Source organism: Amycolatopsis sp. NPDC051102 (assembly GCF_040682815.1).
GTDB lineage: Bacteria > Actinomycetota > Actinomycetes > Mycobacteriales > Pseudonocardiaceae > Amycolatopsis.
Window position 1 is genome coordinate 1,222,286 of sequence record NZ_JBFBBT010000001.1, and the last position, 13,851, is coordinate 1,236,136.

The window sequence follows — 13,851 nt, forward strand, 5'->3', positions numbered from 1 at the left end:
CGCCCCCGCCGGCCCGCCCGTCCATTTAACGCTCCTGCACGATCTCGTTTAAGTTTTGTGTATGGAGCTTTCGTTGCACCGCTTGCGGATGCTGCGCGAGCTGCACCGCCGGGGCACCGTGACCGCGGCGGCCGCGGCCCTGCACTACACCGCTTCGGCGGTGTCGCAGCAGCTCGCGCAGCTGGAACGTGACGTGGGCGCGAAGCTGTTCGAACGGCTCGGCCGGCGCGTCCAGCTGACCGAGCTGGGCACCCTGCTGACCGAACACGCCGAGGAGATCCTCGGCTCGGTGGAGCGCGCGACGCTCGCCCTGGAGGAGGCGCAGGAGGCGCGGACGGTCCGGCTGACCGCCGGGGTGTGGGCGTCGGTGGCCTCGGGGCTGCTGCCGACGGCCCTGACCGCGCTCGCCGGCGAGCACCCCGGCATCGAGGTCCGCACCCGCGAACTCGCCCCGGAGGACACCGCCGAAGCGGTCCGCGACGGCCGCCTCGACCTGTCGTTCGTGATCGAGTACTCCGATGCGCCGACGTCCTGGGACGCCGGGCTGGAGCGGGCCGTCGTGGCCGTCGAACGGCTGCACGCGGCGGTGCCGCGGGGTGCGGTGCCGTCGGGCTCGGCGTCCCTGGACGACCTCGCCGAGCACCCGTGGATCCTGGCCGGTGCCAAGTCGCACTTCGGCCGGGCGATGCGCACGGCATGCCAGCGCCACGGGTTCACTCCGAAGATCAACCACGAGGTCGAAGAGCAGTCGACGGCGATGGCGATGGTGGGGGCCGGGCTGGGCATCACGCTGGTCTCCGACCTCGGCCTCCGGCAGCTGCGGCCGCCGGGGATCGACGTCGTCACGCTCACCACGCCGCTGCTGCGGACGGTGTCGATCGCCTACCGGCGCACCGCCTTCCGGCGGCCCGCACTGCACCTCGTCATCGACGCCGTGCGGGCGTCCGCGGCCGAGCTCGGACTCGGTACCGAGCCCGCTTTGCCCTGATCAGCGGCTTCTTACGGAGTGGTGAACACCTCCCGGTGCGCAAGATCCGCCCTGAATTTGTCGTACCCCGCGTGTAGCGTCCGAAGGCGAGAAGTTCCCTACCCACGGAACAGGAATGGACATGCAAGCGGTGCACGATTTCCCCGAGAAGTCGGGTAGTGCGTCGAACCGCACCGCGCGGGTCCTGGCGGACCGCGCGGCCGGCGAGGCGTACGTCGCATCGGTGTGTTTCAAGCACGGGCCACCCCGCCTGACCGGCGTGGAGCTGGAGTTCACCGTGCACCATGCCGACGACCCGGCCAGACCCCTCGATCCCGACGTCCTCGCCACGGCGCTGGGTCCGCACACCCCGCGGACGCTCCGCCCCGACAGCCCCGCCTCGCCCCTCCCGGCCGGTTCGCCCGTGAGCCTCGAGCCCGGGTGCCAGGTCGAGATTTCCGCCCTTCCCCAGGCCTCCCTGCGTGAGCTCGACGCAGCCGTCACGGCCGACCTCCACCACCTGCGCGACCGCCTCGCCCGGCACGGTCTCGAGCTGGGCGAAACGGGCATCGATGCCCACCGCGCGCCCCGCCGGATCCTCCGCACGCCGCGGTACGCGGCGATGGAACGCCGGTTCGCGCCGATCGGGCCCGGTGGCCTGACGATGATGTGCAGCACCGCCGGCCTGCAGATCTGCGTCGACGCGGGGGAGCCCGAGCACTGCGCCGCGCGGTGGGCGGCCGCGCACGCGATGGGCCCGCCGCTGCTCGCCCTCTTCGCCAACTCCCGCGTCCACGCCGGCCGCGACACCGGCCACGCGTCGGCCCGGTGGCTGGCGGTGCACGACACGGAGGCGGTCCGCACGCGCACCGCGCGCGTGTCGGGCGATCCGGCCGCGGAGTGGGCCGGCCGCCTGATGGACGTCCCCCTGATGGTGCTGCCCCGTGGCGACCGGCCGTGGGACGCCCCGGAGGGGCTGACGTTCGCGGACTGGATCGAGGGCCGGGGTGCGGGCGCGCTGCTGCCGAAGCCGACGGAGGCCGACCTCGACTACCACCTGACCACGATGTTCACCCCGGTCCGCCCGCAGGGGTACCTGGAGATCCGGTACCTCGACGCGCAACCGCCGGACGAGTGGCTGGCGCCGGTGGCGCTGGTGACGGCGCTGCTGGCGCGGCCGTCCACTGTGGACAAAGTGCGGGCGATCTGCGCGCCGGTCGAGGACCGGTGGACCGAGGCGGCGCGGCGGGGACTGGCCGACGCGGAACTGGCGGCCGTCGCGGCGGCGCTGGCCGACCTCGGCTGCGCCGAGCTGGGCGCCACCGGGCTGGCGGCGGAGTCGATCACCGAGATCAGCGAGAGCGTGCAGGGGCGCGCGTACCGATCGAGGAGCGAAGCATGAGCACGGAAGCACTGGGTGACCTGAGCGCGCAGGACCTGCGTGCCCGGGCGGCCGAAGCACTGACCAGGGCGCGGGCGCGCAGCGTGGCGCTGACCGACGCCGTGGACGACGAGGACCTGGTCCGCCAGCACTCCAAGCTGATGTCGCCGCTGGTCTGGGACCTGGCGCACATCGGCGTCCAGGAGGAGCTGTGGCTGGTCCGCGACGTCGGCGGCCGGGAGCCGCTGCGGCCGGACATCGACGACATCTACGACGCCTTCCAGCACGCCCGCGCCGACCGGCCGGAGCTGCCGCTGCTGGGCCCGGCGGAGGCGCGCGCGTACGTCAAGCAGGTCCGCGAGAAGGCGTTCGACGTGCTGGAGCACGCGCCGATGGAAGGCAGGCGGCTGACCGAGCGGGCGTTCGCGTTCGGCATGATCACCCAGCACGAGCAGCAGCACGACGAGACGATGCTGGCCACCCACCAGCTGCGCAAGGGCGACCCGGTGCTGCACGCGCCGGAGCCGCCGCCCGCGCGGTCGGGTGCGCTGCCGACCGAGGTCCTGGTGCCGGGCGGTGCCTTCACGATGGGCACCTCGGCCGAGCCGTGGGCCCTGGACAACGAGCGCCCGGCGCACGAGATCGCCGTCGACGCGTTCTGGATGGACACGGTGCCGGTGACGTGCGGTGCCTACGCCGAATTCCTCGACGGCGGCGGCTACGACGACCGGCAGTGGTGGAGCCCGGCCGGCTGGGCCTACCGGCAGGACAACAGCATCACCGCGCCGAGGTTCTGGAAGCGCGAGCAGGACGGCTGGTGGCGGACCCGGTTCGGCGTGTACGAGCGGGTGCCCGCCGACGAGCCGGTCGTGCACGTCTCCTACTACGAGGCCGAGGCCTACGCGACGTGGGCCGGGCGGCGGCTGCCGACCGAGGCGGAGTGGGAGAAGGCGGCCCGGTTCGACCCGGCGACCGGCCGGTCGCGCCGGTTCCCGTGGGGTGACGAGGAGCCGGGTGCCGAGCACGCCAACCTCGGCGAGCGGCACCTGCGCCCGGCGCCCGCGGGCGCGTACCCGGCCGGTGCGTCGCCGACCGGCGTGCACCAGCTGATCGGCGACGTCTGGGAGTGGACTTCGACCGACTTCCACGGCTACCCGGGCTTCGCGCCCTTCCCGTACCGGGAGTACTCCGAAGTGTTCTTCGGCCCGGAGTACAAGGTGCTGCGCGGCGGCTCGTTCGGCACGGACTCCGCGGCGATCCGGGGCACGTTCCGCAACTGGGACTACCCGATCCGGCGGCAGATCTTCGCCGGTTTCCGCACCGCCCGCGACGCGGCCCCCGGCGAGGTGGGGTAGGCGCATGTGCCGCCACATCGGCTACCTCGGCGAGCCGCTCTCGCCCGCCGAGGCGCTCTTCCGTGCCCCGCATTCGCTGCTGGTGCAGTCCTACGCGCCGGCGGACATGCGTGGCGGCGGCTCGGTCAACGCCGACGGGTTCGGGCTGGGCTGGTACCCCGGCCCGGGCTCGCCGCCGCTGCGCCACCGGCGTTCGACTCCACTGTGGACGGACGAGACGCTGCCGCCGCTGGCCGCGGCGGTCACCTCGGGCGCGTTCGTCGCCGCGGTCCGCAACGGCACCACCGGCCTGCCGGTGACCGAGGCGGCCGCGGCGCCGTTCACCCACGGACGGTGGCTGTTCAGCCACAACGGCGTCGTGCGCGGCTATCCGGATTCGCTGGCGGAGCTGGCGAAGACCCTGCCGGTCACCGACCTGCTGACGCTGGAAGCGCCGACGGATTCGGTGGTGCTCTGGGCCCTGCTGCGGGCCCGGCTCGCCACGGGCGAGGACCCGCTGACGGCGGTGGCGGCGCTGACCGCCGCCGTCGAGGCGGCCGCGCCCGGCTCCCGGCTCAACTTCCTGCTCACCGACGGCGAAACGCTGATCGGCACGACCTGGACGCACGCGCTGTCCGTGCTGGAGACCCCGGCCGGGGTGTGGCTGGCGTCCGAACCCCTCGACGGCGACCCGCGCTGGCGGCCCGTCCCCGACCACCACGCCGTGCGCGCCACCGCCGCCGGCGTCGACCTGCTTCCCCTCACCCAGGAGACCCGATGACCGAAGTCGATCTCGACCACCACCGCTCCGGCGACGCCGTCACCGCGGAACTGCGCGCGGACGTCGTCGCCGGGCTCACCGCGGCGCAGAAGTGGCTGCCGCCCAAGTGGTTCTACGACGCCGACGGCAGCGAGCTGTTCGAGAAGATCACCCAGCTGCCGGAGTACTACCCGACCCGCAGCGAGCGCGAGGTGCTGGCCGCGCACGCCGCCGACGTCGCGGAGCTGACCGGCGCGCACACGCTCGTCGAGCTGGGCTCGGGGTCGAGCGAGAAGACCCGGCTGCTGCTGGACGCGCTGACCGCGCACGGCACGCTGGAGGCGTTCGTCCCGCTCGACGTGTCCGAATCCGCGTTGGCGGAGGCCGCCGAAGCCATCTCGAAGGACTACCCGGGCCTCGCCGTCCGCGGGGTCGTCGGCGACTTCACCCAGCACCTGGACCTCCTGCCGGACGGCCAGCCGCGGGTGGTGGCCTTCCTCGGCGGCACGATCGGCAACTTCCTGCCCGCCGAGCGCGCGACCTTCCTCCGCTCGGTCCGGGAGGTCCTCGACGAGGGGGAGTGGCTGCTGCTCGGCACCGACCTGGTCAAGGACGCGGGCATCCTCGAACGCGCCTACGACGACGCCGCCGGCGTCACCGCCGAGTTCGACAAGAACGTGCTGCGGGTGATCAACGCCCGGCTGGGCGCGAACTTCGACCTCGACGAGTTCGAGCACGTCTCGTACTGGGACGCCGAGAACGAGTGGATCGAAATGCGCCTGCGGGCGCGGCGGGCGCTGACCGTCGCGATCCCCGGCGCGGACCTCACGGTGAGCTTCGCCGCCGGCGAGCACATCCGGACCGAGATCTCGGCGAAGTTCCGGCCCGCCGGCGTCGCGGCGGAGCTGGCCGCGGCCGGGTTCGAGCTGGCGCACTGGTGGACCGACTCCCAGCAGCGGTTCGGGGTGAGCCTGGCAAGATCTGTGCGTGGCTAATCCTCTCCGGGCGCTGGCCCGGGCCGCCGGCACGAAGCCGTGGCTGATGCGCACGGCGCGGTACGTCGTGTGGGCGGACAAGAAACTGCACAAAGCGTTCGGCGGCCGGGTGAGCCTCGTGGCGCTCGCCGGGCTGCCGTCGCTGCGCCTGACGACGACGGGCCGCAAGAGCGGGCTGCCTCGCAGCACCAACCTGCTCTACTTCCCGCGCGGTGGCGACTTCGTGCTGACCGCGTCCAACTGGGGCCGCCCGAACGACCCGGCGTGGGCGCTCAACCTGCGCGCGAACCCGAAGTGCCAGGTCGCGCTGGCCGGGAAGCCGGTCGACGTGGTCGCGCGGGAGCTGCACGGCGAGGAGTACGAAGCGATGTGGCGGGAGCTGCTGGGCTTCTGGCCGGGGTACGCGATGGAGCAGCGCGAGGCCGCCCGGCCGTTGCCGGTTTTCGTCCTGACGCGGGTGGCCCGGTAAGTTCCCACCATCCGTTCGGCCGGTGCCGGGATTCACCGCTTTGTGCCAGTCTCACCCGGGTAACGCGCCGTGACGTCGTGAGCGCGCGCGGCGAATGCGTGACCCTCAGGGAGGAGACGTCTTGCCGAGATCCACACAGAGCCGGGTGCGGTCGTTCGCACTGGTGGGGGCGCTCGTGGCCGGCGTGGGACTGGCCGGGCCGGCCGGGACCGCCGCGGCGGCCGAAGACTCGGCGGTCAAGCCCGCCGTCGTCGGCGCAACTCCGGCCGTCGCCTGGGGCACCTGCTCCAGCGACACCCTCGCCGGCGTGCCCGCGGACCAGATCAAGTTCTACAGCTGCGCGCGCTACCGCGTGCCGATCGACCACGACGACGCTTCGCTGGGCACCATCGACATCGCGCTGCTCAAGCGCGCGGCCCGCACGCCCGACAAGCGCGTCGGCTCGCTGTTCCTCAACCCCGGCGGCCCCGGCGGCTCGGGCCTGACGATGCCGATCGGCGGCCAGTACTACTTCCAGCCGCCGGTGCTCGACCGCTTCGACCTCATCGGCTTCGACCCGCGCGGGGTCGGCGAGAGCAACCCGCTGCGCTGCTTCACGACGCAGGAGGACGCGGACGAGGTCTTCGGCTCCATGATCGGCGTGCCGCTGTCCCGCGCCGAAATCTCGGGCACCCTGGCCGGGTACCGCGACTACGGCCGGTTCTGCAGGAACAACGCCGGGGCGCTGCTCGACCACATGTCCACCAAGGACGTCGTGCGCGACCTCGACACGCTGCGCGCGGCGGTCGGCGACCAGAAGCTGACCTACGTCGGCTTCTCGTACGGGACGTTGATCGGCTCGACGTACACGTCGATGTTCCCGAAGCAGTCGCGGGCGATCGTGATCGACGGCAACGTCGACCCGGCGCTGCGCACCAGCGACGGCGTCGAGTACGACCGCGAGCGCGCGCAGGGCTTCGAAATCTCCCTGGACGGGTTCCTGAAGCGCTGTGACCAGGTGGGCGCGAAGTGCGCGTTCAGCGACGGCAACCCGCGGGCGAAGTTCGACGAGCTGCGGGAGTACCTGCGCAAGCAGCCGATCACCCTCCCGGGCGCCGACCCGCTCGACATCAGCGGGTTCACCGGTGGCGTGTCGAGTGCGCTGTATTCGCCGGCGCGGTTCACGAGCCTGGCCCAGGACCTGCAGGCGCTCTACACGGCGATCCACCCGGCGGGCGCGCAGGCGCAGACGCTGCAGGCCGCGCAGCTGAAGGTGATCACCGCGGGCAAGCAGGGCCTGGCCGACGAGAACCCGGACAGCCCCTACACCAGCGACGACTCGTACTTCGCCGTCAACTGCTCCGACAAGCCGTTCCGGATCCGCCAGGAGCAGGTGCCGGAGATCGCCGCGAAGTGGGAGCGCGAATCGCGCACTTTCGGCCGCTACCAGGCGTTCGCCGACACAGCGGCCTGCCCGGTGTGGCCGGCGAAGCGGCCGGACGCCTACCGCGGCCCGTGGCGCGCCAAGACCGACGTCCCGGTGGTCGTGGTCGGCAACTACTACGACCCGGCGACGCAGTACCGGTTCGCCCAGCGGATGGCGGCCGAGCTCGGCAACACCCGCCTGCTGTCGGTGGACGCGTTCGGCCACTGCATCCTGGGTGACGCCCTGGGCGTCGACAAGGCCGTGGCCGACTACCTGACCGACCTGAAGGTGCCGGCGAACGGCCAGGTGTTCCAGCCGAACGTCCAGCCGTTCGACACGCCGTAGCAGTACGAGCGACGGGCCGGGGTGACGCTGTCGCCCCGGCCCGTTCTACGTCCCCAGCAGCCGGTCCAGCACGTCCCCGGCAGCGGCCTCGGCTTCGGTGGCCGCGCTCTCGTGGTCGTCCGCCCGGGCGACCAGCAACGCGATCTCGTTCATGCCGGCGAGCAGGACGTGCGCGAAGAGGTCCACGCGCGCGGCGGGGATCCGGCCGTCGCGCCGCAGCGCCGTCTTGATGCTGCCGAGCGTGCGCACCTCGTCGAGCTCCCGCCAGCGCTGCCAGCCCAGGACCGCCGGCGCGTCGATGAGCATCACCTGCCGCACCACGGGGTCGCGGGTGCTCCGGATCCACGCGAGACACGCGGCGCGCAGCGCTTCGACCGGGTCGGTCATGCCCTCGACGGCCCGCGCCCCCTCCGCGCCGACCCGGTCGTAGACGGTGTCCAGGACCGCCGCGAACAGCGCGTCCTTGCCGGGGAAGTGGTGGTAGAGCGCGCCGCGGCTCACGTCGGCGGCACGCAGGACGGCCTCGATTGAGGTGCCGTCGTAGCCGTGCTCGGTGAAAAGGCCGGTCGCGACCGCGACGAGGTGCTCGCGGGTCGCCTGACCCCGGTCGATCTTCTTGTTCATGCGGGTCGGCAGCCTCCGTCGTTGACAAACCGACTGTCGGTCTGTTGATACTAGACCGTCAGTCGGTTTACTTCTGGAGGGACCTTAGACCATGGACTTGCGAATCTGGGACGACCAGCGCGGACGCGTGTCGACGGCGTCCGGCGACGTGAGCTACACAGACGTCGGCGAGGGGCCGGTCGCGCTCTTCGTGCACGGCGTGGGAACGAACAACCTGTTGTGGCGCAAGGTGATGGCCGAGCTGGCGGGGGAGCGCCGGTGCGTCGCGCCCGACCTGCCGGGGCACGGCGCCTCACCGGTGACGCCCGAACAGGACCTCAGCCTGAACGGGCTGGCCCGGCTGCTCGAAGACTTCTGCGAGTCGCTGGAACTCGGCGCGGTCGACCTGGTCGCCAACGACACCGGCGGCGCGGTCGCGCAGGTCTTGGCCGCGCGCCACCCCGACCGGGTCCGGACGCTCGTCCTGACCAACTGCGACACGCAGGGGAACCTGCCGCCGGAGTCGTTCCGCCCGGTCGTCGAGCTGGCCGAACGCGGGAAGCTCGCGCCGCTGCTGGTCCGGCTCGTCACGGACCCGGCGCAGGCGCGGACCGGTGCGCTGGGCGCGGGCTACGAACACCCCGGACAGCTGTCCGACGAGGTCCTGGCCGCGTTCGCGCGGCCGATCGGCGCCACGCTCGACGCGGCGCGGCAGTTCGAGCGCCTGCTGACGTCGGTCCGCGGCGAGGAACTGGACGCGATCGAGCCGCTGCTCAAGGAGTTCCGCGTGCCGACGCTGCTGGTCTGGGGGACCGGCGATCCGAACTTCGGCGTCGAGTGGGCGTACCGGTTCCGGGACGCGGTCCCCGGCGTCACCGAGGTCGTCGAGGTGCCGGGCGCGAAGCTCTTCTTCCCCGACGAACGGCCCGAAGACCTCGTCCCGCACCTGCGCCGGCACTGGGCGTAGCGCTCATCACAGGCGCCGAGGCCGGGACCTGGCGCTACAGTGGGGGAGTTGATCAACCACGAGCAACGGAAGCGAGGTGAGCGGCACATGCCAGCGGACAGTCATCGGACGGCCGGGCGCGCGCTCACCGGAGGTTTCCGGCTGGGCTGAAGTTCGGCCGCCCCCTGTCCGGCAGTGCGCGCACGCCGGAAAAGAGCCGGATCATGACCATCTTCGAAATGCTGCTGCGCGTCGGCGCCGGGGTGGGCCTGGGTGCCGTCATCGGGTTCGAGCGCCAGTTCCGCGCCCGGATGGCCGGGCTGCGCACCAACGCCCTCGTCGCCGTCGGCGCGACGCTGTTCGTGCTGCTGTCCGCGCACGGCTTCGGCGGCCTGGCGTCGAGCGGCGACGCCGATCCGACACGGGTGGCGGCGCAGATCGTCTCCGGCATCGGGTTCCTCGGTGCCGGGGTCATCATGCGTGACGGCCTCAACGTCCGCGGCCTCAACACCGCGGCGACGCTGTGGTGCTCGGCCGCGGTCGGGGCCCTCGCCGGAGCCGGCCTGTACGCGGTCGCCGCGGCCGGGACCGCCGTCGTGGTCGGGGTGAACGTCGTGCTGCGCCCGCTCGGCCGCGTCGTCGACCGCCGCCCGGACTCGGGCGACGAGACCCCGGCGCGCTACGAGTTCCAGGCGGTGACCCGCGACGAGGCCGAGGCCCACGTGCGGGCGCTGCTCGTGCAGGCGTTGACACGCACGGACTTCCGGCTGCTGTCGGTGCTGAGCACGGACCGCGAGAACCGCACGGTCGAGGTCCGCGCCGAGCTGATCGGCGACCAGCGCGACGACGCCCAGATGGAGGCGGCGGTCTCCCGGCTTTCGCTGGAGCCGTCGGTGTCCAGCGTGCGCTGGGTGGCCGTGCCGGCCTAGCAGGTGCGGAGGAATTCGCCGAGCAGCTCGTCGAACCGGGCGGGCTGCTCGGCGTTGACCTGGTGCCCCGCGCCGTCGAGGGTGACCCGGCGCGCGTGGGGTGCTTCGCGCTCGATCAGGTCCGCGACGGCGTGGATGTCGGTGGTGTCGAGGTTTCCCGTGACGACCAGGATCCGCGCCCGGAGTTCGGCGGCGCGGGTGATCGCGTGCAGTTCCGCGCCGGTGCCGAAGCTGCGGTGGCCTTTTCGCGCGTTGTCGATCAGCATGGCTGCGTAGCGCGCCCGGACGTCCGGGTCGACCTGGTCCGGCATCCGGTGCGGGCCGTCGACGAGCATGCGGAGCACGCATTCGAGGGTCAGCGCGTTGTCCTGCGCGGCGATCGCCTCGGCGAACAACCGCCATTGCTCGAGGGTGAACGGGTCTCGGTCGACCATGCCGCTGATACCCGGTGAGCTCAGCAGCAGCCCGTCGACGCGGTCCGGGTGCAGGAGCGCGAAGTCGATCGCCGTACGGCTGCCCATCGAACAGCCCACCAGCACCGCGCGGTCGATCCCCAGGGCGTCGAGCAGCCGCCGGAGGTCTTCGTGGTGGGAAAACCCGGGTAGCTGTTCTGACGATTCGCCGTGGCCGCGGGCGTCGTAGCGGACGACCCGGTGGTCCACGCTGAGCCGGGTGGCCTGCCGGTCCCAGACAGCGCTGTGGAAAGCACCCGGGTGCAGGAACACCACCGGCCGGCCGTGGCCGCGGGCCTCGTAGGACAGCCTGCCGTCACCGAGTTCGAGAAAGTCCCCCATGACCCGACGGTACCGCACGACGAAGGCCTCCCCACCTGCTCGATGGGGAGGCCTTCGGGGCAGGATCCTTACGCCTGCGTCATCTTCCGCAGCACGTACTGCAGGATGCCGCCGTTGCGGTAGTAGTCCGCCTCACCCGGGGTGTCGATGCGGACGTCCGCCTCGAACTCCACGGTGGCTCCATCATGCTTGGTCGCGGTGACGTGCACCGTGCGCGGGGTCTCGCCGTCGTTCAGCTTGGTGATGCCCGAGATGTCGAACGTCTCGGTGCCGTCGAGGCCGAGCGACGAGGCCGACTCGCCCGCCGGGAACTGCAGCGGGATGACGCCCATGCCGATCAGGTTCGAGCGGTGGATGCGCTCGAACGACTCGGTGATCACCGCGCGGACGCCCAGCAGCGAGGTGCCCTTGGCCGCCCAGTCACGCGACGAGCCCGAGCCGTACTCCTTGCCGCCCAGCACGACCAGCGGGGTGCCCGCCGCCGCGTAGTTCTGGGCCGCGTCGTAGATGAATGCCTGCGGGGCGCCCTCCTGCGTGAAGTCGCGGGTGTAGCCGCCCTGCACGTCGTCCAGGAGCTGGTTGCGCAGCCGGATGTTCGCGAACGTGCCGCGGATCATCACCTCGTGGTTGCCGCGTCGCGACCCGTAGGAGTTGAAGTCCTTCTTCTCCACGCCGTGCTCGGTCAGGTACTGCGCGGCCGGGGTGCCCGGCTTGATCGCGCCGGCGGGGGAGATGTGGTCGGTGGTGACCGAGTCGCCCAGCTTCGCCAGCACGCGCGCGCCGGTGATGTCGGTGACCGGGGCCGGCTCCGGCGTCATGCCCTCGAAGTACGGCGGCTTCCGCACGTAGGTGGACTCGAGGTCCCACTCGAAGGTCTTGCCCTCCGGGGTGGGCAGCGACTTCCAGCGCTCGCCGCCGTCGAAGACGTCCGCGTAGTCCTTGGTGAACATCTCCTGCGTGATCGCGTGGTCGATGGTCTCCTGGATCTCCTTGGCCGTCGGCCAGATGTCCTTGAGGAAGACGTCGTTGCCTTGCGCGTCCTGGCCCAGCGGCTGGTTCGCGAAGTCGAAGTCCATCGTGCCGGCCAGCGCGTAGGCGATGACCAGCGGCGGCGACGCGAGGTAGTTCATCTTCACGTCGGGGTTGATCCGGCCTTCGAAGTTCCGGTTGCCCGAGAGCACCGAGACCGCGGTGAGGTCGTTCTCCTGGATGGCCGCGGAAATCTCGTCCGAGAGCGGGCCGGAGTTGCCGATGCAGGTGGTGCAGCCGTAGCCGACCAGGTGGTAGCCCAGCTTCTCCAGGTACGGCCACAGGTTGGCCTTGGTGTAGTAGTCGGTGACGACCTGCGAGCCCGGCGCCATCGACGTCTTCACCCACGGCTTCACCGCGAGGCCCTTGTCCACGGCGTTGCGCGCGAGCAGCGCGGCGCCGAGCATGACCGACGGGTTCGAGGTGTTGGTGCACGAGGTGATCGAGGCGATCACGACGGCGCCGTGGTCGAGCACGAACTCGCCGCGGTCGGACGTCGAGACCTTGACCGGCTTGCTCGGGCGGCCGGACGCGCCGTTCGCGGCGGAGCTGGTGACGGGGGCGGCGTCGTCCTCGGCGAACGACAGCGACGGGGCGTCACTGGCCGGGAAGGACTCCTCCGAAGCCTCGTCCATCTTGGTGTGCGGCGTGGGGTCCTCGCCGTCCACGTAGTCGTGGATCGACTTGCGGAACGACGACTTCGCGTCGGTCAGCTCGATGCGGTCCTGCGGGCGCTTCGGGCCGGCGATCGACGGGACGACCGTCGACAGGTCCAGTTCGAGGTACTCGGAGTAGGCCGCCTCGCGCGACGGGTCGTGCCAGAGGCCCTGCTCCTTGGCGTACGCCTCGACCAGGGCGACCTGCTCGGCCGAGCGGCCGGTCAGCTTCAGGTAGCGGACGGTCTCCTCGTCGATCGGGAAGATCGCCGCGGTGGAGCCGAACTCCGGGCTCATGTTGCCGATGGTGGCGCGGTTGGCCAGCGGCACCTCGGCGACGCTTTCGCCGTAGAACTCGACGAACTTGCCGACGACACCGTGGCGGCGCAGCATCTCGGTGATGGTGAGCACGACGTCGGTGGCGGTGACGCCGGCCGGGATCTCGCCGGTCAGCTTGAAGCCGACGACGCGCGGGATGAGCATCGACACCGGCTGGCCCAGCATGGCCGCCTCGGCCTCGATGCCGCCGACGCCCCAGCCCAGCACGCCCAGGCCGTTGACCATGGTGGTGTGCGAGTCGGTGCCGACGCAGGAGTCGGGGTAGGCCTGGCCGCCCCGGCTCATGACCGTGCGTGCGAGGTGCTCGATGTTGACCTGGTGCACGATGCCGGTGCCCGGCGGGACGACCTTGAACTCGTCGAAGGCGCCCTGGCCCCAGCGCAGGAACTGGTAGCGCTCGCGGTTGCGCTCGTACTCGATCTCGACGTTGCGCTCGAAGGCGTCGGGGCGGCCGAAGACGTCGATGATCACCGAGTGGTCGATGACCAGCTCGGCCGGCGCGAGCGGGTTCACCTTGTCCGGGTCGCCGCCCAGGTCGGTGACCGCTTCGCGCATGGTGGCGAGGTCGACGACGCACGGCACGCCGGTGAAGTCCTGCATGATCACGCGGGCGGGCGTGAACTGGATTTCGATCGACGGGTCGGCGTTCGGGTCCCACGAGCCGAGCGCGCGGATGTGGTCGGCGGTGATGTTCGCGCCGTCCTCGGTGCGCAGCAGGTTCTCGAGCAGGATCTTCAGGCTGTAGGGCAGCCGCTCGGCGCCCTCGACCTTGTTCAGGCGGAACACCTCGTACGAGGCATCGCCGACCTTCAGCGTGTCTTTGGCGCCGAAGCTGTCCTTGCTGGCAGGTGCGGTCACGTCTAACTCCAGTGGCGTGGACTTCCGCGCCGGTGCGGCGG

Annotated in this window: 12 protein-coding genes; 9 read left to right on the forward strand and 3 right to left on the reverse strand. The window is 71.7% G+C overall.

Going from position 1 to position 13,851, the window contains the following annotated elements; translation table 11 throughout:
• Positions 1–61: 61 nt before the first annotated feature.
• The 7 genes from AB0M93_RS05105 (at position 62) to AB0M93_RS05135 (ending at position 7,656) form a co-directional block, all read left to right on the forward strand.
• Complete coding sequence (locus AB0M93_RS05105) at positions 62–988, forward strand: LysR substrate-binding domain-containing protein (protein ID WP_364268529.1); 927 nt, start codon at positions 62–64, stop codon at positions 986–988.
• 121 nt (positions 989–1,109) lie between these two features.
• Complete coding sequence (locus tag AB0M93_RS05110; RefSeq protein ID WP_364268925.1) at positions 1,110–2,369, forward strand: glutamate-cysteine ligase family protein; 1,260 nt, start codon at positions 1,110–1,112, stop codon at positions 2,367–2,369.
• Positions 2,366–3,703 (forward strand): ergothioneine biosynthesis protein EgtB, encoded by a 1,338-nt coding sequence (egtB, locus tag AB0M93_RS05115; RefSeq protein WP_364268531.1) that lies wholly within the window; start codon positions 2,366–2,368, stop codon positions 3,701–3,703. Before AB0M93_RS05110 ends, egtB begins: the two co-directional genes overlap by 4 nt.
• 4 nt (positions 3,704–3,707) lie before the next feature.
• Complete coding sequence (gene egtC / locus AB0M93_RS05120; RefSeq protein WP_364268533.1) at positions 3,708–4,463, forward strand: ergothioneine biosynthesis protein EgtC; 756 nt, start codon at positions 3,708–3,710, stop codon at positions 4,461–4,463.
• The gene (gene egtD / locus AB0M93_RS05125) at positions 4,460–5,437 is read left to right on the forward strand and encodes an L-histidine N(alpha)-methyltransferase (RefSeq protein ID WP_364268535.1); all 978 of its coding nucleotides are present in this window, start codon (positions 4,460–4,462) and stop codon (positions 5,435–5,437) included. The genes egtC and egtD overlap by 4 nt, the downstream gene beginning before the upstream one ends.
• A gap of 46 nt (positions 5,438–5,483) precedes the next feature.
• Complete coding sequence (locus AB0M93_RS05130) at positions 5,484–5,906, forward strand: nitroreductase family deazaflavin-dependent oxidoreductase (RefSeq protein ID WP_364268927.1); 423 nt, start codon at positions 5,484–5,486, stop codon at positions 5,904–5,906.
• A gap of 145 nt (positions 5,907–6,051) precedes the next feature.
• Positions 6,052–7,656 (forward strand): alpha/beta hydrolase, encoded by a 1,605-nt coding sequence (locus AB0M93_RS05135; RefSeq protein WP_364268929.1) that lies wholly within the window; start codon positions 6,052–6,054, stop codon positions 7,654–7,656.
• Between the two features lie 45 nt (positions 7,657–7,701).
• On the opposite strand, the gene AB0M93_RS05140 is transcribed toward AB0M93_RS05135, so the two are convergent.
• Positions 7,702–8,280 (reverse strand): TetR/AcrR family transcriptional regulator, encoded by a 579-nt coding sequence (locus AB0M93_RS05140; RefSeq protein ID WP_364268537.1) that lies wholly within the window; start codon positions 8,278–8,280, stop codon positions 7,702–7,704.
• Between the two features lie 91 nt (positions 8,281–8,371).
• Here AB0M93_RS05140 and AB0M93_RS05145 point away from each other — a divergent pair, with 91 nt between their 5' ends.
• Both AB0M93_RS05145 and AB0M93_RS05150 read left to right on the forward strand, forming a co-directional pair.
• Entirely contained in the window at positions 8,372–9,226 is an 855-nt protein-coding gene (locus AB0M93_RS05145) for an alpha/beta hydrolase (protein WP_364268539.1), read from the forward strand.
• Positions 9,227–9,429: 203 nt separating this feature from the next.
• On the forward strand, positions 9,430–10,134 hold the full coding sequence (locus tag AB0M93_RS05150) for an MgtC/SapB family protein (protein WP_364268541.1): 705 nt from the start codon (positions 9,430–9,432) through the stop codon (positions 10,132–10,134).
• On the opposite strand, the gene AB0M93_RS05155 is transcribed toward AB0M93_RS05150, so the two are convergent.
• Positions 10,131–10,928: an alpha/beta hydrolase gene (locus AB0M93_RS05155; protein ID WP_364268543.1), complete on the reverse strand. Its 798-nt coding sequence runs from the start codon at positions 10,926–10,928 to the stop codon at positions 10,131–10,133. The two genes, AB0M93_RS05150 and AB0M93_RS05155, sit on opposite strands and share 4 nt — an antisense overlap.
• Positions 10,929–10,996: 68 nt before the next feature.
• Positions 10,997–13,810 (reverse strand): aconitate hydratase, encoded by a 2,814-nt coding sequence (locus AB0M93_RS05160; protein WP_364268545.1) that lies wholly within the window; start codon positions 13,808–13,810, stop codon positions 10,997–10,999.
• Between the last annotated feature and the right edge of the window lie 41 nt (positions 13,811–13,851).